The sequence below is a fragment of the Bradyrhizobium sp. AZCC 2262 genome (genome assembly GCF_036924535.1).
Taxonomy (GTDB): domain Bacteria; phylum Pseudomonadota; class Alphaproteobacteria; order Rhizobiales; family Xanthobacteraceae; genus Bradyrhizobium.
On sequence record NZ_JAZHRT010000001.1, the window covers coordinates 1,588,783 to 1,612,757 of the forward strand.

Sequence of the window (23,975 nt, forward strand, 5' to 3'; positions counted from 1 at the left end):
AGCAGCGTTACACGCCGCGCCGCGTCCGGGACACGGGAATCTCGCTAGATCGGCTTGCCGGTATACGGCATCGACGCGGTGAGGCCGCCGTCGACCGGGATCGCCTGGCCGTTGACGTAGGAGGCGTCGTCGCTGGCGAGGAACAATCCCATCGCCGCAAGCTCGTGCGGCTGGCCGGGACGCTTCAGCGGATTGAGCTGGCCGATCTTGTCCTGGGTGCCGCGCTCCTTGGCGCGATCGAACACCGGCTTGGTCATGCCGGTTTCGATCAGACCCGGGCATACTGCGTTGATGCGCACACCGGTGCCGGACAGCGAGTAGGCGGTGGTCTGCACCAGGCTGATAACGCCGGCCTTGCTCGCGCCGTAAGGGTGACCACTGGCGCCGGCCTTGAGGCCCGCCACAGATGCGGTGCAGACGATCGAGCCGGACTTCTGCTTGATCATGTGCGGCATCGAATGCTTGATCGCGAGAAACGGCCCGATCAGATTGACGCGCAACACCTCCTGCCAGTGATCGACGGTCTGCTCGGCCAAGGGCACCAGCCCGCCGCTGACGCCGGCATTGGCCCAGATCGCGTCGAGCCTGCCGTATTTCGCGACCGCCCTGTCGATGAAGGCCTTCACGTCGGCCTCCGAACCCGCATCCGCCATCACGGCCTCGATGGTGCCGCCGGCGTCACTGACGAGCTTTGCGGTTTCCTTCACGCCCTCGGTGCGGTCGACGATAATGAGCTTCGCGCCCTCCCTGGAGAACAGCACCGACGCTGCGCGTCCGATGCCACTTCCAGCACCTGTGATGACGACGGATTTGCCTTCGAGGCGGCCCATGAGTTTCTCCCTGCAGTGTTATGCGCGTCGGCGTCTGCCGCCTTGCGGAATTCAAACAGAATTTCAAACGCCAAGTCACTTGAGACGATGCGTGCTCTGACGTACAGCGACAGCGAACAGTATTGAAGGGCTTTGATGATGTCGAATCCAGACAGGCCGCGGGTGATTGTGACGCGATGGTGGTGGATTCGCCATGCGCCGGTCCGCGAAGATAACGGCTGCATTTACGGGCAGGAGGATCTGGGCTGCGACACCAGCGACCGCGTCGTGTTCGAGGCGGTTGGAAAAATCCTGCCGCGCAACGCGGTCTGGTATGCAAGCAATCTGAAGCGCACGCATCAGACCGCAAGCGCGATCTGGGCCGCCGGATTTCCCAAGCCGTCGGACATGCCGCACGTGAATGCGTTCGCCGAACAGCATCTCGGTGAGTGGCAAGGCCTGAACCGCGCGGCATTTCTCGCCAGCCGGCCGGTCGGCAGCCACTGGCTTACTGAGATCGACGAACCCCCGCCCGGCGGCGAGAGTTTCATGAACCTCTATAACCGCGTTTGCGGCGCCATCGAGCGCATCAACGCCGAGCAGGCGGGCAGGGACGTCATCGCCGTCGCTCATGGCGGCACGATCAGGGCTGCCGTCGGGCTCGCACTCGGCGGTCAGCCGGAGAAAGGCCTCGCCTTCGATATCGACAATTGTTCGGTGACGCGGCTCGATCATCTCTCAAGCGCCGATTACACCGGCTGGCGGCTGCCGATGGTCAACCAGCAGCCTTGGATCGCGGACGCTTCGCACAACGCCATGCATCAGCCGGCGGGGCCTGAGGTGAAGCCGCCGGAGACGAAACTCGCCTGAGCCTTGAGTTGTCGAGAACTGCAAAGGCTGCTTAGTTCGAATTCAAGACCAAGCCAGCATTGCGCTGGACCAACATCGGGGAGAGAGACATGACCTTGTTCGATATGTCGGGAAAAGTCGCCGTCATCACCGGCTCCACGCGCGGCATCGGCCGCGCCATCGCCGAGCGCATGGCCGAGCACGGCGCCAAGGTCGTGATCTCCTCGCGCAAGCAGGACGTCTGCGATCAGGTCGCCAGGGAGATCAACGAAAAGTTCGGCAAGGGGACGGCGGTTGCGATCGCGGCGAACATCTCGAACAAGGAAAACCTGCAGAACCTGGTCGACGAATCCAACCGCGCCTTCGGCAAGATCGACGTGCTGGTCTGCAACGCCGCGTCCAATCCCTACTACGGTCCGCTCGGCGGCATTTCCGACGACCAGTTCCGAAAAATCCTCGACAACAACATCGTCGCCAACAACTGGCTGATCAACATGGTGGTGCCGCAGATGATCGAGCGAAAGGACGGCTCGATCGTGATCGTGTCCTCGATCGGCGGCCTGAAGGGCTCGACCGTGCTCGGCGCCTACGCGATCTCGAAGGCCGCCGACATGCAGCTCGCGCGCAACCTGGCCTGCGAGTACGGCAAGCACAATATCCGCGTGAACTGCATCGCGCCCGGCCTGATCAAGACCGATTTCGCCAAAGCGCTGTGGGACAATCCGGAGACGCTGAAGGCTTCCACCGCGCGTTCGCCGCTCTTGCGCATCGGCGTGCCGGACGAGATCGCGGGCGCCGCGGTGCTGATGGGATCGAAGGCCGGGGACTTCATGACCGGCCAGACCATCGTGATCGACGGCGGGGCTACGATCAGTTGAGGCTTGGCTTGTCATTCCGGGGCAGCCCGTTAGGGCTGAACCCGGAATCTCGAGATTCTCAGGTGCGCAATGCGCACCATAGTTCGCGCTAACGCGCGCCTCGGAATGACGCTGCGCCTTACTCCACCGCCGCGTACACCAGATCCCGCAGCATCGAACGGATATATTCGCGCTGGCCGGGGCCCTGCATCATGAACACCGTGAACAGGTCTTCCGCCGGGTCGATGAAGAAGAACGTGCCGGCCATGCCGCTCCAGAAGAACTGGCCGAGCGAGCCCGGGAACGGCGCGATGCCGCGGTGCGTACGGACAGCGAAGCCGAGGCCAAAACCGTGGCCGGGCGGCATCAGCGGCGAGTCGACCTTCACGCCGGCGCTGAGGTGATCCGAGGCCATCAGCTCCAGCGTCTTGCGACCGATGATCCGGACGCCGTCGAGCGCGCCGCCATTGAGCAGCATCTGGCAGAACCGCGCATAGTCCATCGTGGTCGAGACCAGCCCCCCGCCGCCGGATTCCATCGCGGGCTTCTCCAGCATGTTGAAGAGCTGCACCTTGTCGCCATTCCATGGATCGGTTGCGAACGGCTCGGCGAGGCGGCTGGCGTTGGCTTCGCCCGTATGGAATGCGGTCTCGGCCATTTGCAGCGGCGCCAGGATGCGTTCGGTCAGGAAGGCGCCGAGCGACTTGCCGGAGACGACCTCGATGATGCGGCCGAGCACGTCGGTCGAGCGGCTGTAATTCCATTCCGCGCCGGGCTGGCAGATCAGCGGCATGCCGGCGATCATGGTCGCGTGCTCGGCGTTGGTGATCTTGCGGCTGCGCAGCCGCGACTGCTGGTAGAGCTGCTGGACCAGGCCGTTGCCGGTGTGGTCGTAGGTCAGGCCCGAGGTATGCCGCAGCAGGTCCTGGACGGTCATCTGCCGCTTTACCGGGACGAGGTCGAGCTTGCCGTTGTTGTCGACGCCGACCTTCTGCCCGGCAAACTCCGGAATAAATTTCGCGACGGGATCGCCCAGAATGAAGTGACCGTCCTCGACCAGCATCATGATGCCGGCCGAGACGATCGGCTTCGTCATCGAGAAGATGCGGAAGATGCTGTCATGCGCCATCGGCGCGCCTCCCGCCGGGCTCTGGCGGCCGATCGCATCGAACCAGCCGACCTGACCGCGCCGCGCCACCATCACGGTCGCGCCGGGGAGGGTTCCCTTGTCGACCTCGCGCTTGAAGGCGTCCGACATCCGCTGCAGGCGGACGGTCGAGAGCCCGATCGTTTCCGGCTTGGCGTCGGGGAGAGAAGGGGTCTGGGGGGTGGGTGTCTGCCGGGCGGCGGTCTGCGCGTTCATGGTCTCTCCCGTTGCGCTTGTTGTTTGTAGAAACCAGTCTGGCGCAGATGCCCAGCTTTGGGTAGGCCGGAAGCCGCTTCGCCCTTGCAATCGGGGTATGCCCTATGCTTGAAACGGCGCGAAGCGGCGCACGCGCCGGTTCCCTGCAGGAGTGTAGCTCAATTGGTAGAGCACCGGTCTCCAAAACCGGGGGTCGCAGGTTCGAGCCCTGCCACTCCTGCCATCTTTTCAATAACTTAGCAAAACTTCCAGCGGGCTCTTGCTGCCATTCACTTGGCGGTGGTTTTTGCGGCCTGAAAGGCCAGCACCTACCCGTGCCGCAGCGTCTTCTTGCATTCCGGGCATCACGTGGCCGTAAAGGTCCAAGGTGATTCCGATCCTGCTATGTCCCAGCCGTTCCGAGGCGACTTTGGGATGGGCTCCGGAGGCCAGCGATCTGACCCCGCCGCATCCCCAGTAAGGACAGCCAGGGGCAAACAGCCGGGTGCTCCGCATCGCCTCGATCAATTGACCGGTCTGCTTCAGGTCGTAAGTCGTCATCGTGGACCGTTCGACCTTGGGAGGATCCACGCCACGCTCGACCGCATCGCGCTGGACCTGGGGGTATAACGGACCCAGCGAGGGGGAAGGTCTGCCCGCCCGCCCAAGGTCCGTTTTGTTTCACATTGACACTAAGTCCCCAAATTAGAGCACAGTGAAGGAATGGACAGAATGCCGACGTGCCGCAGGGCGGGCCGGTTTGTCGGCTGAGGATGCATCAGCACGCCGGAGAGAAACGAAAGCGAATGGAGCTATCCTACTCACAGAATCTCGAGGACTATCATCTTTCGCTGGCCTTCGCGGGACAGAGCACCGGGACCTATATCGATGTCGGTGCAGGGCATCCGATTGCCGACAACGTGTCGTTCTGGTTCTATGAACGCGGCTGGCGAGGAATTGTAGTCGAGCCACAGCCTGAACTTGTGGCGCTGTACCAGCGGCTGCGCCCGCGCGATCTCGCGATTTGTGGCCTGGTCGGACGACACTGCGGCGAAATCGACTTCCATGTGGTCGAACGTCTGCACGGGCTCTCGACGACAGTGGAAGGCCTCGCGCAAAAAGCAAAAGCGTTCGGCGTCGACTATCAGACCGTTCGCATGCCTGTGACGACGCTGGCCAAATTGTGCGAAAGACACGATCTAGGCTCTGTCGACTTCCTCAAGATCGATGTCGAGGGCGCCGAAGGCGATGTTCTGTTCGGCGGCGATTGGAAGCGTTTTCGACCGAAGGTGATCGTCGCCGAAGCGGTAATGCCGCTGGCGTCAGAGCGGGGATGGCAGGACTGGGAACCGTTCCTTGTTGCTCAGGGCTACCACTTCGTTCTGTTCGACACGCTCAACCGGTTCTATGTCGCGCAAGAACATCCTGAGATTTTGGCGCGCCTTCCGTCCGAGCGGGCACCGTGGCAGGCGGTTCGTCACATGTACGAGATAGGCCGTGCCCCCGAAAATAAGCAACATCCCGATCACGCGTTGGCGCAGGATCTCGCGCGCGGATTTTGGGCGAGCCTGCCTTATCTCGATACAAGCCTCATAACGTCGCTTTTGGCTCGCGCCCGCCGAATTGCGAAGTCCGATGACCTCGCAGAGCTTGCGTCCACGGTCGATACCGAACAGTTTCGCGCGGCGCTCGGACGGGTCGCTTGCGGTTATGACGGCGGACAGATCGTTGATGAGTGAGAGACCGCGAACTCGGTAGCATACTGGAATGTCTCTGCGGCTGGCGATGCACCGCAGGCGGTTGAGGCGCTAACGTGGAATTAATCTCATCAGCCTATAGTCTCAGGCAGTTCTAGTTGGGTGCCGCGTAAAAGGAGCCGTCGCAACGGACGATCCAGCGACGGCTCTTTTTTGTTCACTCATTGAGGTTGATGCACGTGACCAACACATCGGAAAAGCAGAGCCAAACCGAACAACCCGAATCCACGGCGCCGACCAAGAAATCGAGCCGGAAATCAGTCCTGGCGCTGGCGGTGCTCGCTCTTGGAATAAACTCGACGGCGGCCTTCTACACAATGTCGCCTTCCGATTTTGCTCTGCCTGACATCAGCAGTCTGGCCGAACTGCTTCCGCACCAGAAAGCTTCCGATCCCATAGCGGATCCGGCTGTCGCCGCATTGAAGGATATTCATTCGGCCCAGCAGCAACACGCTGCCTCGCTGCAGGAGAACAACTTCTTATTGCAGCAAAACACAGCTCTTCTTCAGCAGGATTCAATTACGCTTGCTTCGCTGAGACAGAGCGTCGGCGATGGGCAAGCCGGTGTGAAGAAATTATCTACTCAGATAGCGGATGAGCATGAAGACGTGAAGAAGGTGTCTGCTCAGATTTCCAGGCTCATAGCGAAGGTCGACTCGCTGCAAAATGCAATAACCCCGGAAGTTACTTCCTCCATTTCGGCAAGGCATGCTCAAAATCGGCTATCCCGAGTAGCGCGCAAAAAGATGGCTCCGCAGCCTAAACCTGTGGGACCTTTTTCGCTTGGAGGAGCCCCCCTAAGTCCCCCAGCTACCACGCCAATCCCACAAGGCTGAGGAACAAGAACGGCTAGGCGCGGGGCTTCGGCCTCGCGTTTCCCATCCGGACTACTCCCTTCGGCAGAGCGCGGGAGGCCTCTCGAGAGGCGATCACCGTAGCCGTCGGGATGAATTGCGCTCATGGGTGCTTGTAGGCTTTCGGCGATCCGGCGCGCGGTCGCGCCAAAACCGGGGGGCGCAGCTTCGAGTCCTGCCATTCCTGCCAGCTAAGTCAGCTTAATCAAGGGCTTGACAGAACTTCCCGGGCGTTGCCCGGGCTTACGCGAAGAACGCGGTGAGAACCGCCATGTCCGATCGCGCGGGAGCCTCGCCCCGCAGATCTGCGTCGATGACCCGCCGACATGCGTCGATGGTGGTTGTGTCGCCGAGGTCGTTCGCCGCGTCGAGAACGGTCCAGGCCGTCTCGCCCGAGGGTCTTTCCAGGTCTTGGCCTAACAGAGCCATCGTCGTCTCGCTCCCCTATGGAACGCCCAGAATAGCCGGGAGTTTTTAAAATCCAGATCGCGGGCTTGTGGGCATTTGAGAGAAGGCTGTACCCGGGGATTAACCAATGGCCGGCAGCCTTTTTCGTTGGGGCGTCCCCCAAAGGGGGGCCATTTGGAGGCCCCGCGGCACCCCGTACCTTGACCTTTTGCCCGGTCGGCAGTAGATACCCGCCACCTGCAGCCGGCCCGCTAGATGCGGATATCCGGCGCGGCTTTGAATTCCCCCGAACAATCGAGCCCGCTTGGCGCTCATCCTTCGAGAGAGGGCTGGGCGCGAGAGGGCTGTTCGGATTCGCTTTAAATCACAATCGCCTCACGAAGGACGCGGTAACCAACGATGGCTTTCAGCCCGTTCAAATTCCTGCAGGAAGTGCGCTCGGAGACCGCCAAGGTCACCTGGCCGACGCGCCGCGAGACGACGATCACCACGATCATGGTGTTCGTAATGGTTGCACTGGCCTCGATCTTCTTTTTCACCTCGGATTTGATCATCCGCTACGTTGTCACCTTCCTGCTGGGCGTCCACTGATGAGCACCGGAACCCAAACCATGGACAAGCGCTGGTATATTGTTCACGCCTATTCGAATTTCGAAAAAAAGGTCTCTGAATCGATCCGCGAGCAGGCCAAGCAGCGTGGGCTTGAGGACTTGTTCGAGCAGGTGCTGGTGCCGACCGAAAAGGTCACCGAGGTGCGCCGCGGCCGCAAGATCGATGCCGAACGCAAGTTCTTCCCGGGCTACGTGCTGGTGAAGATGAAACTGACCGACGAGGCGTTTCACCTGATCAAGAACACGCCCAAGGTGACCGGCTTCCTGGGCGCCGAAAACAAGCCGATGCCGATCTCCGAATCCGAGGCGATGCGGATCCTGCACCAGGTGCAGGAAGGCGTCGAACGTCCGAAGGCCTCGGTTTCGTTCGAAATCGGCGAGAACGTCCGTGTGGCCGATGGGCCGTTCGCGTCGTTCTCCGGCGTGGTTGAAGAAATTGACGAGGCGCGTTCGCGCGTGAAGGTCGCGGTGTCGATCTTCGGCCGCGCCACGCCCGTCGAACTGGAATTCGGTCAGGTCGAGAAGGTCTGACCGAAAGCGCGAAGCTCTGTCTTCGCGTCAATTGAGGCCGTGGGAGGGAGAGGGCGGTCGCCAGCCGCTCTTCAACCGAACCACGGACCCTGAAACAGCCGGCCCCGGCCGGCACAACAGGAGCGATACATGGCAAAGAAAGTGACCGGATACCTGAAATTGCAGGTGCCGGCCGGTGCGGCGAATCCTTCGCCCCCGATCGGTCCCGCGCTTGGTCAGCGCGGTCTCAACATCATGGAATTCTGCAAGGCGTTCAACGCCCAGACGCAGAAGGAAGAAAAGAACACCCCGATCCCGGTGATCATCACCATCTATGCGGACCGTTCCTTCACGTTCGAGATGAAGACGCCGCCGATGTCCCACTTCCTCAAGCAGGCCGCCAAGATCCAGTCCGGTTCGAAAGCTCCGGGCCGCGACAAGGCCGGCCAGGTGACACGCGCGCAAGTGCGCGAGATCGCCGAGAAGAAGATGAAGGATCTCAATTGCGATTCCGTCGAGTCGGCCATGAAGATGGTTGAGGGCTCCGCCCGTTCGATGGGTCTGGAAGTTGCGGGGTAACGGGTCATGGCAATCGGAAAACGTTTGAGCAAGGCCCGCGAGGGTGTCGACCGCGAGAAGCTCTATCCGCTCGCGGATGCCATCAAGATGGTCAAGGAACGCGCCAAGTCGAAGTTCGACGAGACGATCGAGATCGCGATCAACCTCGGCGTCGACCCGCGTCACGCCGACCAGATGGTTCGCGGCGTCGTCAACCTGCCGAACGGCACCGGCCGCACGCTGCGCGTCGGCGTGTTCGCCCGTGGCGCCAAGGCCGAAGAAGCCAAGGCAGCAGGCGCTGACGTCGTCGGCGCCGAAGACCTGGTTGAGAAGGTGCAGGGCGGCAACATCGATTTCGATCGCTGTATCGCCACCCCCGACATGATGCCGCTGGTCGGCCGCCTCGGTAAGGTGCTCGGCCCGCGCGGCATGATGCCGAACCCGAAGATCGGCACCGTGACGATGGACGTCGCCACTGCCGTGAAGGGCGCCAAGGGCGGCTCGGTCGAATTCCGCGTCGAGAAGGCGGGCATCGTGCAGGCCGGCGTCGGCAAGGCGTCGTTCTCCGAGGAAAAGCTGGTGCAGAACGTCAAGGCGCTTGCGGACGCGGTGTCGAAGGCAAAGCCCGCCGGCGCCAAGGGCACTTATATCCAGCGCGTGGCGGTCTCCTCCACCATGGGCCCGGGCGTCAAGGTCGAGCCGGGCACGCTGCTCGGCTAGTTCCTTGCAGTTTAAGTGAATAAGGAAGGGCGGAATCGGGTGACCGATTCCGCCCTTTGCGTTTGACGTCGCTTTTTCGTAATCGTCGCCGCGCCGGACTTGCCAAGAAGGAAGAACAATGCCCGAGAAAGTCCTGATCTATTCCCGTTTTCCAAAGGCCCAGATGGAGCGTTTCGGCGAACGCTATGAGTTGCTGAACGCCGCGGGCAAGCCGCCCAATGAAGTGTTCTCCGCCGAGCAGCTCGCAGACATTCGCGCGATGATCACCGCCGGCGGCACGCCGCTTCGCGGCGACGCGATGGACCTTCTGCCTAAGCTCAGCGCCATCGTCTGCTACGGCACCGGCTATGACGGCGTCGATCTGGCGGCGGCGGCGAAACGCAACATTGCGGTTGGCCACAGTCCGGGGGCCAACGCGGCGTCGGTCGCCGATATCGCGGTTACCTTGATGCTGGCGGCCACACGGCGACTGCTCGTGGCTGACGACTATGTGCGGGGCGGGAGCTGGGCGGCGGCAAAACCGTCACCGATGATGCGCCCGCAGGCGGGCATGCTCGGCCGCAAAATCGGCGTCTACGGCATGGGCGAGATCGGCCGCAAGATCGCGGCACGCGTCGCTGCGTTCGAGACCGAGGTCGGCTATTTCAGCCGCAGCCAGCACGACGTTCCCTATCAATATTTTCCGACGCTCGATGCGCTGGCCGAATGGTGCAGCGTCCTGATGGTCGCGGTGCGGGCGGGCGCGGATGCCAACCACGCCGTCGATGCCGATATCCTGAAGAAGCTCGGCAAGGACGGCTGCGTCGTCAACATCTCGCGCGGCTCGGTGATCGACCAGCAGGCTTTGATCGCGGCGCTCACCGACCAGACCATCGCCGGCGCCGGCCTCGATGTCTACGCCAGGGAGCCTCATGCGCCGGACGCGCTGACGGCGCTGCCCAACGTCGTGCTCTCGCCGCATATCGGCGGCCATACGCTGGAATCGCACGTGGCGATGCAGGACTGCGTGATGGCCAATCTCGACGCGTTTTTCGCAGGCAGGCCGCTGCCGTATGCGGTGCCGCCCGGCTGACGGCTTCAGTGCATCCCGGCAGCCGGCAAATGGCGCAGCTTGTCGGGATTGCGGACGACATAGATCGCGGCGATCTTTTCGCCGTCGATCGCCATGCTCAGGGTGAGATCGAGTTCGCCGTCCAGATAGAGCAGCGCGCCCACGGTCCCGTTGATAACAGCCGGCGCGATACGGACATCATGGCCGGCGGTCTTGCCGGCAAGGCCGATGAAGAAGCGCGCGACCTTGTCGGCGCCGATGATCGGATTGCGCGCCGCGAACTTGCGGCCGCCGCCATCGGTGATTGCAACCGCGTCCTCTCGCAGCAATTCGGCCAGCTGCCTGACATCGCCGCTGGCAACCGCGTCGCTGAAGGCCTGCAGGAGGCGAGCGTGACTGTCGGGCGTCGCCACGGGCACGGGGCGATTGTCGCGCACCGCCCGGCGGGCCCGCGAGGCCAGTTGCCGGCAGGACGCTTCGGTGCGGTCGAGCATGGCGGCGATCTCGGAAAACGGCGTGTCGAACACGTCGTGCAGCAGGAAGGCCGCGCGTTCCATCGGCGACAGCCGGTCCAGCGCCAGCAACAATGCGAATGATAGATCGTCGGCCAGTTCGGTGGCGGCGTCGGCCGACAGGCCCTCCGCGTCGAACACGGGCTCGGGGAGCCACGGCCCGACATAGATTTCCCGCTGTGCCTTGGCGCTCTTCAGGCGATCGAGACAGAGGCGGGTCACGATGGTGACGAGAAAGGCCTCCGGATTATGGACGCCTTGTGCGCCGGCAAATCGCAGATAGGCGTCCTGCACGACGTCTTCGGCGTCACTGCGGCTGCCGAGCATGCGATAGGCGAGCCCGAGCAGGCGCCCGCGATGGGGCGCCAGCGGGTCGGTCTCAAGCGGCCTGTTTGACGACATCGACATTGTGTCCGTCCACGACGACGCGGCGGCACTCCCTGGCATAGCCGAGGCCTCCTTTCACCATCGGAAACATCCGGCCCAGTTGCAGCGCCAGCGTCAGATCTATCACGCCTTTCTGGCCCCATTGGGCGCGGACGGCATCGCGAAATTCATCGTCGTCAGCGGACCGGCGCGCCACCGCGTCGGCAAACCGGAACCCGAGCGTGGTTGCATCATTCATCGCGCGTGGATCACGGCGCAGCACGGCTTCGATCTGGTCCTTCGGCATGCCGGCTTCCAGCGCCATGTCGACGACCAGTTGCGTGCAGGGCCCGCAATCCTCGGCCAGCGCGCCGACGATCTTGGCTGCGAAACTCGCATCGATCGGGACCGCCTCGCGATGGGCGGACGCCTTCATGACGGGCGCGAACTTGAAGAAGGCGGAAGGGGACTCATTTAGCATCATCTCGAGATAGCTGGTGTCGTAACCATAACGTTTGGCGAATCCACGCAGCGTGCGGCGGGCGATCCAACTACGCATGACTTTCTCCTGGGCTGGGGAAGGCGGAATAAAGGGCGATGGCCGACGGCAGGACGACGGCGAGGAGGTCGAACGCGACGTGATGGGAGTGGCCGCCGGCGATCAGCACCAGATGGAGCAGGGCGTGCGCGGCCAGAAAACCGGCGCCTGCTATCGCCGCCGGCCAATAGCGCGGGCGCCATGCCCGCGCGGCGAGCGCGAGGCCGGCGACGAGAAATGCAATGCCGATGTCCTGGACGAAATGCGGGTTGAAGGGGCCGGTTTCGGTGACCCCTGGAACACTTTCGTACCAGCGGGGACCGGCCAAGAGCATCGCAAGTCCGTTGAAGAGGGTGGGAATTGCCAGTATCGCTGCAATCGAACGCCGCATGGGAACCTCCTGAGGCCAAGACGAGCGAGCCCGCGCCAGTGTGACGGAGGCGGCCAAAGAAAATTTTCGGGCCCGTTTCGGGCTCAAATTCAGGCTAAAGGACCAAGCCCGATCTGGTCTGAATTTTGCTCTTGGCAAGCCGGACAAGACTCGGTAAACAACCGCTTCCGGGCGTGCTGGCCGTTGCTGGCACGTCCGTGCGCGCATTCCGAAAACCCGATACGGTAGGAGATCATTCCTTTCAGGACATCCGCATGGATTGCTCGAAAGGAAGGAAAGCTCATCGCTTCGGTGGATTGCGGCAGGGGTCTTTCGGCTTGCCGGATGGCCTCGATCCTGTCCGAGACTGCAGGCGCCGACGTTGAAATTTGTGCCCAAACGCAAGTTTCCTCAACGGCTTAATCTTACAGCCTGCATAGACGGGTGAAGACCGGATTTCGCTTCGACGCCGCCTTTGGCGACGCCATGGCTGATTTGGTTCGAACCTCGACACCCCGCGCCATCTGGTTCGGGAGGGCAGGCGTTTCAAATGTCGTCTTGCCCGGCGTGTCCTTGAGACTGGTGTCTAGAGGTCAGGTTTTGGGTGAGACGATGGGTGCAACCCGGCGGTCTCGCTCTTAAGCGAAGGCCGCCAACCGGAGAGAGCTTGCTGTGGAAAGAGCGGCAAAAAAGGACGCGGTTGAGGCGCTGAACGAGGTCTTCAAGACCACGAGCGTCGCAGTCGTCGCCCACTATTCCGGCCTCACCGTGGCCCAGATGCAGAAGCTGCGCATGCAGATGAAGCAGGCGGGTGCGTCGGTGAAGGTCTCGAAGAACCGTCTCGCCAAAATTGCTCTTGAAGGCACGGATGTCGTTGCCATCGGCTCCCTGCTGAAGGGACCGACCGTGATCGCGACTTCAAACGATCCGGTAGCGGCGCCGAAGGTTGCCATCGAATTCGCCAAGACGAACGAGCGGTTCGTCATTCTCGGCGGCTCGATGGGTAAAACCGTCCTGGATGTGAACGGTGTGAAGGCGCTTGCCTCATTGCCGTCGCTGGACGAACTGCGCGGCAAGATTGTCGGCCTCCTGGTGGCGCCGGCGACCAAGATCGCTCAGCTCTCGACTGCGCCCGCGGCCAAGCTCGCGCGCGTCGTCCAGGCCTATGCCTCAAAGAGCGAAGCGGCCTGATCCTTCGCAAATCAAACCTGGTTCGAACCAATACGTTTAAGGAAACTGATCAATGGCTGACCTACAGAAAATCGTCGACGACCTCTCGAGCCTGACCGTGCTCGAAGCTGCCGAGCTCGCAAAGCTCCTCGAAGAAAAGTGGGGCGTGTCCGCTGCTGCCGCCGTTGCGGTCGCCGGTCCCGCTGCCGCCGCTGCCGCCCCGGCTGAAGAAAAGACCGAGTTCACGGTCGTTCTGGCTGCCGCCGGCGACAAGAAGATCGAAGTCATCAAGGAAGTCCGCGCCATCACCGGCCTGGGCCTCAAGGAAGCCAAGGACCTCGTCGAAGGCGCGCCCAAGCCGGTCAAGGAAGGCGTGAACAAGGAAGAGGCCGACAAGCTCAAGGCCCAGCTCGAAAAGGCTGGTGCGAAGGTTGAGCTGAAGTAACGCAAGTTGCTTCGGCGAAATCCCGGGCGAGCGTCAGCGAGACCCGGGATCTGTCCAAAGTTGGTACGATGGGGTAACCCGGAGTACGGCGTACACAGAAAAGTGTGGGGATTCGCGGGGTTAGCCCCTCGAATCTCCACGATTCCGCCCCATATCGGGGCGGCAGCAGGAAAACGCGGTAGGCGGCGGGGACGGCAGGGTTCCCGGCGTAAGCCGTTGGGAGACAGTCAGATTTCGGGCTTTTTCAGTCCGTGAAGCGGCAAGTTGAGACGGGCGGGTGCAGTCATGCGCCCCGCGCGTCGTTTTGCGTTTTGAAGGTCTAAAGTACAGATTCAGGACTTCATTCCTGAAGGTGGGCTTTGTTCCTTTTGAGCGATTCGAAATTCAACCCGGGGGCGATGGCAGTCGCGCTTCGGAAGGTTCGCCCATAAGGGCGACGAAAATGAGAGGCCACGATGGCGCAGCAGACATTCACCGGTCGCAAACGCGTTCGCAAGTTCTTTGGACACATCAAGGAAGTCGCCGAGATGCCGAACCTCATCGAGGTTCAGAAGGCGTCCTACGACCAGTTCCTGATGGTCGAGGAGCCCCAGGGTGGCCGGCTGGACGAGGGACTGCAGGCGGTGTTCCGCTCGGTGTTCCCGATCTCGGATTTCTCGGGCACCTCGATGCTGGAATTCGTCCGTTACGAATTCGAGCCGCCGAAATACGACGTCGACGAGTGCCGCCAGCGCGGCATGACCTATGCTGCGCCGCTCAAGGTGACGCTGCGCCTGATCGTGTTCGATATCGACGAGGAAACCGGCGCCAAGTCCGTCAAGGACATCAAGGAGCAGGACGTCTACATGGGCGATATCCCGCTCATGACCATGAACGGCACCTTCGTCGTCAACGGCACCGAGCGCGTCATCGTCTCCCAGATGCACCGTTCGCCTGGCGTGTTCTTCGACCACGACAAGGGCAAGACCCACTCGTCCGGCAAACTGTTGTTTGCCGCGCGCGTGATTCCGTATCGCGGGTCCTGGCTCGACATCGAGTTCGACGCCAAGGACATCGTGTTCGCGCGCATCGACCGCCGCCGCAAGATTCCGGTGACGTCGCTGATGTTCGCGCTCGGTCTCGATGGCGAGACCATCCTGTCCACGTTCTACAAGAAGATCAATTTCAAGCGGACCAAGGAAGGCTGGCGCGTGCCGTTCGATGCCGCGCGTTTCCGCGGCTACTCGACCATCAACGATCTGATCGACGCCGATACCGGCAAGGTCGTGCTCGAGGCCGGCAAGAAGCTGACGGTGCGCGCCGCGCGCCAGTTGCAGGAAAAGGGCCTCAAGGCGCTGCGTCTGTCGGACGAAGAGCTGGTCGGCAATTATCTCGCCGAGGATCTCGTCAATCCGAAGACCGGTGAAATCTACGCCGAAGCCGGCGAGGAGCTCACCGAGAAGTCGCTGAAGGCGCTCAACGAGCAGGGCTACAAGGAATTGCCGCTGCTCGACATCGACCATGTCAATGTCGGCGCCTACATCCGCAACACGCTGCATGCCGACAAGAACATGACGCGTGAAGACGCGCTGTTCGACATCTACCGCGTGATGCGTCCGGGTGAGCCGCCGACCATCGACTCGGCCCAGACCATGTTCCAGTCGCTGTTCTTCGACAGCGAGCGCTACGACCTGTCCGCGGTCGGCCGCGTCAAGATGAACATGCGCCTCGAGCTCGACGCGCCCGACACCCATCGCACGCTGCGCAAGGAAGACATCCTGGCCGTCATCAAGACGCTGGTCGACCTGCGTGACGGCAAGGGCGAGATCGACGACATCGACCATCTCGGCAACCGCCGTGTGCGTTCGGTCGGCGAGCTGATGGAGAACCAGTACCGCATCGGCCTGCTGCGCATGGAACGCGCGATCAAGGAGCGCATGTCCAGTGTCGATATCGACACCGTGATGCCGCAGGACCTGATCAACGCCAAGCCGGCGGCAGCGGCAGTGCGCGAATTCTTCGGCTCCTCGCAGCTCTCGCAGTTCATGGACCAGACCAACCCGCTGTCGGAGATCACCCACAAGCGCCGTCTCTCGGCGCTTGGACCGGGCGGCCTGACCCGCGAGCGCGCCGGCTTCGAAGTGCGCGACGTGCATCCGACGCATTACGGCCGCATCTGCCCGATCGAAACGCCGGAAGGTCCGAACATCGGCCTGATCAACTCGCTGGCGACGTTCGCGCGCGTCAACAAGTACGGCTTCGTCGAAACGCCCTATCGCAAGGTGAAGGACGGCCGCGTCACCGACGAGGTCGTGTATCTCTCGGCGATGGAGGAGGGCCGTTATCGCGTGGCGCAAGCCAACGTGCCGCTCGACGCCAAGGGCCGCTTCACCGAAGACCTGATCGTTTGCCGTCACGCCGGCGAAGTGCTGCCGATCACGCCCGACAAGGTCGACTACATGGACGTGTCGCCGAAGCAGCTGGTTTCGGTGGCCGCGGCGCTGATCCCGTTCCTCGAGAACGACGACGCCAACCGCGCGCTGATGGGCTCGAACATGCAGCGCCAGGCGGTGCCGCTGGTTCGCGCCGAGGCGCCGTTCGTCGGCACCGGCATGGAAGGCGTGGTTGCCCGTGACTCCGGTGCGGCGATCGCCGCGCGACGCTCGGGCGTGATCGACCAGATCGACGCCACCCGCGTCGTGATCCGCGCCACTGAAGATCTCGATCCGACCAAGTCGGGCGTCGATATCTACCGGCTGATGAAGTACCAACGCTCCAACCAGTCGACCTGCATCAACCAGCGTCCGCTGGTGAAGGTCGGCGACATCGTCAAGAAGGGCGACATCATCGCCGACGGTCCCTCGACCGATCTCGGCGAGCTCGCGCTCGGCCGCAACGTGCTGGTCGCGTTCATGCCGTGGAACGGCTACAACTTCGAAGACTCGATCCTGCTCTCGGAGCGGATCGTGAAGGACGACGTCTTCACCTCGATCCACATCGAGGAGTTCGAGGTGATGGCCCGCGACACCAAGCTCGGACCTGAGGAAATCACCCGCGACATTCCGAACGTTTCGGAAGAAGCGCTCAAGAACCTCGACGAAGCCGGTATCGTTTACATCGGTGCCGAAGTCCGCGCCGGCGACATCCTGGTCGGCAAGATCACGCCGAAGGGCGAAAGCCCGATGACGCCGGAAGAAAAGCTGCTGCGCGCCATTTTCGGCGAAAAGGCTTCCGACGTCCGCGATACCTCGCTCCGCGTGCCGCCTGGCGTGCAGGGCACGATCGTGGAAGTGCGCGTGTTCAACCGTCACGGCGTCGACAAGGACGAGCGTGCGCTGGCGATCGAGCGGGAAGAGATCGAGCGTCTGGCCAAGGACCGCGACGACGAACAGGCGATCCTCGACCGCAACGTCTACGGCCGCCTCGCCGAGCTCCTGGAAAACCGCCAGGGCATTGCGGGTCCCAAGGGCTTCAAGAAGGACACCAAGATCACGCGCGCCGTGCTCGAGGAGTATCCGAAGTCGCAGTGGTGGATGTTTGCCTCGCCGAACGACAAGCTGATGAGCGAAATCGAGGCGATGCGGAAGCAATACGACGAATCGAAGAAGGGCCTTGAACAGCGTTTCCTCGACAAGGTCGAAAAGCTGCAGCGTGGCGACGAGTTGCCGCCCGGCGTGATGAAGATGGTCAAGGTCTTCGTCGCGGTGAAGCGCAAGATCCAGCCCGGCGACAAGATGGCCGGCCGTCACGGCAACAAGGGCGTGGTGTCCAAGATCGTTCCGATCGAGGACATGCCGTTCCTCGAGGACGGCACGCATGCGGACATCGTGCTCAATCCGCTTGGCGTGCCCTCGCGCATGAACGTCGGCCAGATTCTGGAGACGCATCTCGGTTGGGCCTGCGCAGGCCTCGGCAAGCGCATCGGCCAGACCATCGACAGCTATTACCAGAAGCAGGACCTCAAGCCGCTGCGCGAGACCCTGAAGAAGATCTATGGCGACGATGAAACCATCAAGACGCTGAACGACAACGAGCTGATGGAGCTTGGCAAGAATCTGAGCCACGGCGTGCCGATCGCAACGCCGGTGTTCGACGGCGCCAAGGAAGCCGACATCGAGGAGATGCTGAAGCTCGCGGGCTTCGACGCCTCCGGCCAGTCGACCGTCTATGACGGCCGCACCGGCGATGCCTTCGACCGCAAGGTGACGGTCGGCTACATCTACATGCTCAAGCTGCACCATCTGGTCGACGACAAGATCCACGCGCGTTCGATCGGTCCGTACTCGCTCGTCACCCAGCAGCCGCTGGGCGGCAAGGCGCAGTTCGGCGGGCAACGTTTCGGCGAAATGGAGGTGTGGGCGCTGGAAGCCTACGGCGCGGCCTACACGCTGCAGGAAATGCTGACCGTGAAGTCGGACGACGTCGCCGGCCGTACCAAGGTGTACGAGGCGATCGTGCGCGGCGACGACACGTTCGAGGCGGGTATTCCGGAATCGTTCAACGTGCTGGTCAAGGAAATGCGCTCGCTCGGCCTCAACGTCGACCTGCACAATTCCAAGGTGGGACCGGCGACCACGTCCGAGGCGGCCGAGTAACGCTAAAGATTCCATGTCCGGCCAGGAGCGTGAAGCATGTCTTCGCGCAGATGGGCCGGGCATTCGCGCTCCTCTCGGACGTTGAGCGGGGCGTGCGCTAGAAAAGAGTTTCGAATTTGCTGCCGGTGACGATCGGCACGCGAGGAGAAGACGATGAACCAAGAAATTATGAATCTCTTCAATCCGACGACTCCGGCTCAGGTCTTCGACCAGATCCGGATCTCGATTGCGTCCCCGGAGAAGATTCTGTCCTGGTCCTACGGCGAGATCAAAAAGCCGGAGACCATCAACTACCGGACCTTCAAGCCGGAGCGTGACGGCCTGTTCTGCGCCCGCATCTTCGGGCCGATCAAGGATTACGAGTGCTTGTGCGGCAAGTACAAGCGAATGAAGTACAAGGGTATCATCTGCGAAAAGTGCTCGGTCGAAGTGACGCTGTCGCGCGTCCGGCGCGAGCGCATGGGCCATATCGAACTGGCCGCGCCCGTTGCCCACATCTGGTTTTTGAAGTCGCTGCCGTCCCGCATCGGACTTCTGCTCGACATGACGCTGAAGGATCTCGAGCGGATCCTGTACTTCGAATATTACGTCGTGCTGGAGCCGGGCCTGACCGCGCTCAAGGACCGTCAGTTGCTCTCGGAAGACGAGTACCTGAAGGCGCAGGACGAATACGGCCAGGATTCCTTCACCGCCATGATCGGCGCGGAAGCGATCCGCGAGCTGTTGAAGGGACTTGAGCTCGAAAAGCTCGAGCAGTCCCTGCGCGCCGAGATGCAGGAGACCGAGTCCGACATCAAGCACAAGAAGCTCGCCAAGCGGCTGAAGATCGTCGAGGCGTTCCGCTATTCCGGCAACAAGCCGGAGTGGATGATCCTGACCGTGGTGCCGGTGATTCCGCCGGACCTGCGTCCGCTGGTGCCGCTCGACGGCGGCCGCTTCGCGACGTCTGATCTCAACGACCTCTACCGCCGCGTCATCAACCGCAACAACCGCTTGAAGCGGCTGATGGAGCTGCGCGCGCCCGACATCATCATCCGCAACGAAAAGCGCATGCTGCAGGAGGCCGTCGACGCGCTGTTCGACAACGGCCGCCGCGGCCGCGTCATCACCGGCGCCAACAAGCGGCCCTTGAAGTCGCTGGCCGACATGCTCAAGGGCAAGCAGGGCCGCTTCCGGCAGAACCTGCTCGGCAAGCGCGTCGACTATTCGGGCCGTTCGGTGATCGTGGTCGGTCCCGAGCTGCGGCTGCATCAGTGCGGCCTGCCGAAGAAGATGGCGCTCGAACTGTTCAAGCCGTTCATCTATTCACGGCTCGACGCCAAGGGTCTGTCCACCACCGTGAAGCAGGCGAAGAAGCTGGTCGAAAAAGAACGTCCCGAGGTCTGGGATATTCTCGACGAGGTGATCCGCGAGCATCCGGTGCTGCTCAACCGCGCGCCGACGCTGCATCGCCTCGGCATTCAGGCGTTCGAGCCGGTCCTGATCGAAGGCAAGGCGATCCAGCTCCATCCGCTGGTTTGCGCCGCGTTCAACGCCGACTTCGACGGCGACCAGATGGCCGTGCACGTCCCGCTGTCGCTGGAAGCGCAGCTCGAAGCGCGCGTCCTGATGATGTCGACCAACAACATCCTGCATCCCGCGAACGGTCAGCCGATCATCGTGCCGTCGCAGGACATCGTGCTCGGCCTCTACTACGTGTCGATCATGCGCGAAGGCCTGCCCGGCGAGGGCAAGATCTTCGGCGACATGGCCGAACTCGAGCACGCCCTGCATTCGAAGGTCATCCACCTCCACACCAAGATCAAGTACCGGTGGGAGGGCATGGACGAGACCGGCAAGGTGACGAAGCGCTGGATCGAAACCACCGCGGGCCGCGTCATGCTCGGCAATCTGCTGCCGAGTTCGGCGAAGATCTCGTACGACATCATCAACAAGCTGATGACCAAGCGGGAAATCTCCGGCGTGATCGATCAGGTCTACCGTCACTGTGGTCAGAAGGAGACGGTGATCTTCTGCGACCGCATCATGGCGCTCGGCTTCTACAACGCGTTCAAGGCCGGCATCTCGTTCGGCAAGGACGACATGGTCGTCCCGCACTCGAAGTGGAAGATCGTCGACACCACCCGTACGCTGGCGAAGGATTTCGAGCAGCAGTACAACGACGGTCTGATCACCCATGGCGAGAAGTACAACAAGGTGGTCGACGCCTGGTCGAAGGCGACCGAAGAAATCGCCAAGGAGATGATGAAGGAAATCTCCTCGACCAAGAAGACGCCGAAGGGCGCCGACGCCGACATCAACTCGATCTACATGATGGCGCATTCGGGCGCGCGCGGTTCGCCGGCCCAGATGCGTCAGCTCGCCGGTATGCGCGGCCTGATGGCGAAGCCGTCGGGTGAAATCATCGAGACGCCGATCATTTCCAACTTCAAGGAAGGTTTGTCGGTGCTCGAATACTTCAACTCGACCCACGGCGCCCGCAAGGGTCTCGCGGACACCGCGTTGAAGACCGCGAACTCCGGTTACCTGACCCGCCGTCTGGTCGACGTGGCGCAGGACTGCATCATCACGCAGGACGATTGCGGCACCAAGCTCGGCATCAAGATGCGCGCCATCGTCGACGCCGGAACGGTTGTCGCCTCGCTGGCGTCGCGTATCCTCGGCCGTACCACGGGCGAGGACCTGCGCGATCCCGCGACCAACAAGGTCGTGGTCAAGCGCGGCACGCTGATGGAAGAGACGCATGTCGACGCCATCCAGCAGGCCGGCATCCAGGAAGTGAAGATCCGTTCGGCCCTGACCTGCGAACTCGTCAACGGCATCTGCGGCAAGTGCTACGGCCGCGATCTCGCCCGCGGCACGCCGGTCAACCACGGCGAAGCTGTCGGCGTCATCGCCGCGCAGTCGATCGGTGAACCCGGCACGCAGCTCACCATGCGCACGTTCCACATCGGCGGCGCGGCGCAGATCAACGAGCAGTCGTTCGTCGAGTCGAATTTCGACGGCAAGGTCACCATCAGGAACAAGGCCATCGCCCGGAACAGCGAAGGGCATTCGGTCGCGATGGTCCGCAACATGGTCGTTGCGATCACCGATGCCGACGGCACCGAGCGTGCGACCCACCGCATTCAGTACGGCGCGCGCATGCACGTCGACGAAGGCGATATGGTCAAGCGCGGCCAGCGCATCGCGGAATGGGATCCGTACAGCCGTCCGGTGCTCACCGAAGTCGAAGGCACCATCGGGTTCGAGGACCTGGTCGAGGGTCAGTCGATCTCGGAAACGCTGGACGAATCCACCGGTATCGCCAAGCGCGTCGTCATCGACTGGCGCGCGTCGCGGGGCGGGGCGGATCTGCGGCCCGCGATCGTCGTCAAGGGCAAGGACGGCAAGGTGCTGAAGCTCGCACGTGGCGGCGATGCCCGCTACATGCTGTCGGTCGACGGCATTTTGTCGGTCGACATCGGCGCCAAGGTCAAGGCCGGCGACATCCTGGCGCGTATCTCCACGGAAAGCGCCAAGACCCGCGACATCACCGGCGGTCTGCCGCGGGTGGCCGAACTGTTCGAGGCCCGCAAGCCAAAGGACGCGGCGATCATCGCGGAAATCGCGGGCACGATCCGTTTCGGCCGCGACTACAAGAACAAGCGCCGCATCTCGATCGAGCCGATGGACAAGACCGAGGAGCCGCGCGAGTACCTGATCCCGAAGGGCAAGCACATCCATCTGCAGGACGGCGACATCGTCGAAAAGGGCGATTTCATCGTCGAAGGCAATCCGGCGCCGCACGACATCCTGGCGATCAAGGGCATCGAGGAACTCGCTGCCTATCTGGTCAACGAAATCCAGGAAGTCTACCGGCTGCAGGGCGTGCTCATCAACGACAAGCACATCGAGGTGATTGTCCGTCAGATGCTGCAGAAGGTCGAGGTCACCGACCAGGGCGACACCGACATGATCTCGGGCGAGCAGGTCGACAAGATCGAGTTCGATGCGCTCAACCTGAAGGCCAAGGAAGAGGGCAAGAAACCCGCCACGGGAACGCCGGTTCTGCTCGGCATCACCAAGGCGAGCTTGCAGACCCGCTCGTTCTTCTCGGCGGCCTCGTTCCAGGAGACCACCCGCGTGCTCACCGAAGCCGCCGTCAACGGCAAGGTGGACCCGCTGGAAGGCCTCAAGGAGAACGTCATTGTCGGCCGGCTGATCCCGGCGGGCACCGGCGCTTCGATGGCCAAGATCCGCGAAGTCGCGGTCAAGCGCGATAAGCTGATTCTCGACGAGCGCGAGAAGCAGGCGACGATCGTGCCGACCGCGCCGGAAGCGGAACCGCTGGCTCTGCCACCGGCGGAGTAAGGGTTCCACCAGGTTCCGATCGAAAAAGAAAGCCGGCTGCGAAGCCGGCTTTTGCTTTTTCAACGGCCGTGGCCCGTGCTTCACCCATAAGGGTGATACGTGCTACCCAGTCACAGCGTGATGTCTGACCATGTTGACGATCCCTTCGAGTCCCCATGAACGCATCAATTGATCCAGAACATCTGATCGATCGCATTTATGAGGCCGGACTCATGCCCTCGCTTTGGCCGGCGCTGCTCGGCGAACTCGGTGCAGCGGTCGGCGGCAACGGCGGCTTTCTGTTCGGCGTGCGGGATGGATACACAAGCGCGGTCAATTCGGTCGAATATGACCAGATCATGCCTGTTTTCCTGAGAGACGGATGGAGCGAACACGATCCCAACCTGCCGCGCGCCATTGCGCTCAATCATGCGGGCTTCGTCACCGACTATGACCTCCTCTCGGAGGAGGAGATCGCGACCAACGAAGTCTACTGCAATTTTTACCGCAAGCATGGCATCGGCTACCGGGCCGGAACGCTCATCCCGATGCCGATCGGTGATTCAATCGCAATTGTCCTGCCGCGGCATCAGGATCGTGGCCCGGTGCCGCGAGAGGTCGTCGCCTTGCTGGATGGACTGCGGCCGCATCTGGCCCGCGCCTCCCTGGCAGCAAACCGCCTTGGCTTCGAGCGCGCACGTGCCCAGGTGGACGCATTGCAGGCGCTGGGTCTGCCGGGCGCGATGCTGCGCGGGCCCGGCCGGGTGTTGGCAGTGAATGGCCTGTTCGATGCGCTGATGCCTTCGCTGTTTCAGGATCGCACGCAGCGCGTGACGATAGCGGACGTCGCGGCGGATGCGCTGCTCGCCGAAGCCCTCGGCGCGCTGCCGCTTGCCGGCAGCCGGACCGTGAAATCCATACCGGTCGCCGCGACGGTGGGTCACGTGCCGATGGTGCTGCATGTCGTCCCCGTACGCGGCTCCGCACGCGATATCTTCACTCAGGCCACCGCGCTGCTGGTAGTGACGCCGGTCGACCGCGCCGCGGTGCCGAACGCGGAGGTCCTGCAAGGCCTGTTCGACCTGACACCGGCAGAAGCGCGCGTGGCGCGGGGCATTGGCCAGGCCGAAACCATTGATACACTTGCCGACGCGACAGGCGTCAACCGGGAAACGGTGCGCAGCCAGCTCAAGGCCGTGTTGTCCAAGACCGGCCTCTCGCGCCAGCAGGAGCTGGCCAGCCTGCTCGCCGGCAAGGCGTTCCGTGGTGGTTAACCGCGCCCACGGTTTCGGAGGCGGACCTTGGGCCCACTCGCTGGCGGAATAAGGCTTCCGCAAGAATA

Annotated in this window: 21 protein-coding genes and 1 tRNA gene; 15 read left to right on the forward strand and 7 right to left on the reverse strand. The window is 62.5% G+C overall.

All coding sequences use genetic code 11. The features are described from left to right. Positions 1-44 precede the first annotated feature (44 nt). Complete coding sequence (locus V1283_RS07410) at positions 45-830, reverse strand: SDR family NAD(P)-dependent oxidoreductase (RefSeq protein WP_334385775.1); 786 nt, start codon at positions 828-830, stop codon at positions 45-47. 138 nt (positions 831-968) lie between these two features. Between V1283_RS07410 and V1283_RS07415 the strand changes: the two genes are divergently transcribed. Together V1283_RS07415 and V1283_RS07420 are read left to right on the forward strand one after the other, a co-directional pair. Continuing rightward, positions 969-1,679 (forward strand): histidine phosphatase family protein, encoded by a 711-nt coding sequence (locus tag V1283_RS07415; RefSeq protein WP_334392984.1) that lies wholly within the window; start codon positions 969-971, stop codon positions 1,677-1,679. Between the two features lie 89 nt (positions 1,680-1,768). Continuing rightward, the gene (locus V1283_RS07420; protein WP_334385776.1) at positions 1,769-2,536 is read left to right on the forward strand and encodes an SDR family NAD(P)-dependent oxidoreductase; all 768 of its coding nucleotides are present in this window, start codon (positions 1,769-1,771) and stop codon (positions 2,534-2,536) included. Between the two features lie 118 nt (positions 2,537-2,654). Here V1283_RS07420 and V1283_RS07425 read toward each other — a convergent pair whose 3' ends face one another. Beyond that, positions 2,655-3,878 (reverse strand): serine hydrolase domain-containing protein, encoded by a 1,224-nt coding sequence (locus tag V1283_RS07425; protein WP_334385777.1) that lies wholly within the window; start codon positions 3,876-3,878, stop codon positions 2,655-2,657. Between the two features lie 147 nt (positions 3,879-4,025). On the opposite strand from V1283_RS07425, the gene V1283_RS07430 reads away from it, so the two are divergent. Continuing rightward, positions 4,026-4,101, forward strand: a tRNA-Trp gene (locus V1283_RS07430). 5 nt (positions 4,102-4,106) lie between these two features. On the opposite strand, the gene V1283_RS07435 is transcribed toward V1283_RS07430, so the two are convergent. Next, positions 4,107-4,418 carry a hypothetical protein gene (locus tag V1283_RS07435; RefSeq protein WP_334385778.1) on the reverse strand — a complete coding sequence of 104 codons (312 nt, stop codon included), beginning with the start codon at positions 4,416-4,418 and terminating at the stop codon, positions 4,107-4,109. Between the two features lie 245 nt (positions 4,419-4,663). On the opposite strand from V1283_RS07435, the gene V1283_RS07440 reads away from it, so the two are divergent. Both V1283_RS07440 and V1283_RS07445 read left to right on the forward strand, forming a co-directional pair. After that, positions 4,664-5,596: an FkbM family methyltransferase gene (locus tag V1283_RS07440; protein ID WP_334385779.1), complete on the forward strand. Its 933-nt coding sequence runs from the start codon at positions 4,664-4,666 to the stop codon at positions 5,594-5,596. A 191-nt stretch (positions 5,597-5,787) separates the two neighbouring features. Further along, entirely contained in the window at positions 5,788-6,450 is a 663-nt protein-coding gene (locus tag V1283_RS07445) for a hypothetical protein (protein WP_334385780.1), read from the forward strand. A gap of 261 nt (positions 6,451-6,711) precedes the next feature. On the opposite strand, the gene V1283_RS07450 is transcribed toward V1283_RS07445, so the two are convergent. Then, entirely contained in the window at positions 6,712-6,897 is a 186-nt protein-coding gene (locus V1283_RS07450) for a hypothetical protein (RefSeq protein WP_334385781.1), read from the reverse strand. A gap of 378 nt (positions 6,898-7,275) precedes the next feature. On the opposite strand from V1283_RS07450, the gene secE reads away from it, so the two are divergent. The 5 genes from secE (at position 7,276) to V1283_RS07475 (ending at position 10,347) form a co-directional block, all read left to right on the forward strand. Then, positions 7,276-7,467, forward strand: a complete 192-nt coding sequence (gene secE, locus V1283_RS07455; RefSeq protein WP_283034105.1) for a preprotein translocase subunit SecE — start codon at positions 7,276-7,278, stop codon at positions 7,465-7,467. Between the two features lie 20 nt (positions 7,468-7,487). Continuing rightward, positions 7,488-8,018 carry a transcription termination/antitermination protein NusG gene (gene nusG / locus V1283_RS07460; protein ID WP_247787048.1) on the forward strand — a complete coding sequence of 177 codons (531 nt, stop codon included), beginning with the start codon at positions 7,488-7,490 and terminating at the stop codon, positions 8,016-8,018. Positions 8,019-8,147: 129 nt separating this feature from the next. Further along, positions 8,148-8,576, forward strand: a complete 429-nt coding sequence (gene rplK / locus V1283_RS07465; protein ID WP_334385785.1) for a 50S ribosomal protein L11 — start codon at positions 8,148-8,150, stop codon at positions 8,574-8,576. 6 nt (positions 8,577-8,582) lie between these two features. After that, entirely contained in the window at positions 8,583-9,275 is a 693-nt protein-coding gene (gene rplA, locus V1283_RS07470; protein WP_334385786.1) for a 50S ribosomal protein L1, read from the forward strand. A gap of 118 nt (positions 9,276-9,393) precedes the next feature. Further along, the gene (locus V1283_RS07475; protein WP_334385787.1) at positions 9,394-10,347 is read left to right on the forward strand and encodes a 2-hydroxyacid dehydrogenase; all 954 of its coding nucleotides are present in this window, start codon (positions 9,394-9,396) and stop codon (positions 10,345-10,347) included. 5 nt (positions 10,348-10,352) lie between these two features. Here V1283_RS07475 and sigJ read toward each other — a convergent pair whose 3' ends face one another. Genes sigJ through V1283_RS07490 form a run of 3 tightly spaced genes read right to left on the reverse strand, consistent with a single transcriptional unit; the run spans position 10,353 to position 12,133 of the window. Next, positions 10,353-11,246: an RNA polymerase sigma factor SigJ gene (gene sigJ / locus V1283_RS07480; RefSeq protein ID WP_334385788.1), complete on the reverse strand. Its 894-nt coding sequence runs from the start codon at positions 11,244-11,246 to the stop codon at positions 10,353-10,355. Next, entirely contained in the window at positions 11,218-11,763 is a 546-nt protein-coding gene (locus tag V1283_RS07485) for a hypothetical protein (protein ID WP_334385789.1), read from the reverse strand. The genes sigJ and V1283_RS07485 overlap by 29 nt, the downstream gene beginning before the upstream one ends. Beyond that, a complete protein-coding gene (locus V1283_RS07490) occupies positions 11,756-12,133 on the reverse strand; it encodes a hypothetical protein (RefSeq protein ID WP_334385790.1) in 378 nt (125 codons plus the stop codon). The genes V1283_RS07485 and V1283_RS07490 overlap by 8 nt, the downstream gene beginning before the upstream one ends. A gap of 651 nt (positions 12,134-12,784) precedes the next feature. On the opposite strand from V1283_RS07490, the gene rplJ reads away from it, so the two are divergent. From rplJ to V1283_RS07515, 5 genes are all read left to right on the forward strand, one after another. Further along, positions 12,785-13,303 (forward strand): 50S ribosomal protein L10, encoded by a 519-nt coding sequence (gene rplJ, locus V1283_RS07495; protein ID WP_334385791.1) that lies wholly within the window; start codon positions 12,785-12,787, stop codon positions 13,301-13,303. A gap of 52 nt (positions 13,304-13,355) precedes the next feature. Continuing rightward, on the forward strand, positions 13,356-13,727 hold the full coding sequence (rplL, locus tag V1283_RS07500) for a 50S ribosomal protein L7/L12 (RefSeq protein WP_108518057.1): 372 nt from the start codon (positions 13,356-13,358) through the stop codon (positions 13,725-13,727). Positions 13,728-14,182: 455 nt separating this feature from the next. Next, positions 14,183-18,301, forward strand: a complete 4,119-nt coding sequence (gene rpoB, locus V1283_RS07505; protein ID WP_334385792.1) for a DNA-directed RNA polymerase subunit beta — start codon at positions 14,183-14,185, stop codon at positions 18,299-18,301. A gap of 153 nt (positions 18,302-18,454) precedes the next feature. Continuing rightward, entirely contained in the window at positions 18,455-22,654 is a 4,200-nt protein-coding gene (gene rpoC, locus V1283_RS07510) for a DNA-directed RNA polymerase subunit beta' (RefSeq protein WP_334385793.1), read from the forward strand. A 155-nt stretch (positions 22,655-22,809) separates the two neighbouring features. After that, the gene (locus tag V1283_RS07515; RefSeq protein ID WP_334385794.1) at positions 22,810-23,907 is read left to right on the forward strand and encodes a helix-turn-helix transcriptional regulator; all 1,098 of its coding nucleotides are present in this window, start codon (positions 22,810-22,812) and stop codon (positions 23,905-23,907) included. Positions 23,908-23,975: the final 68 nt, after the last annotated feature.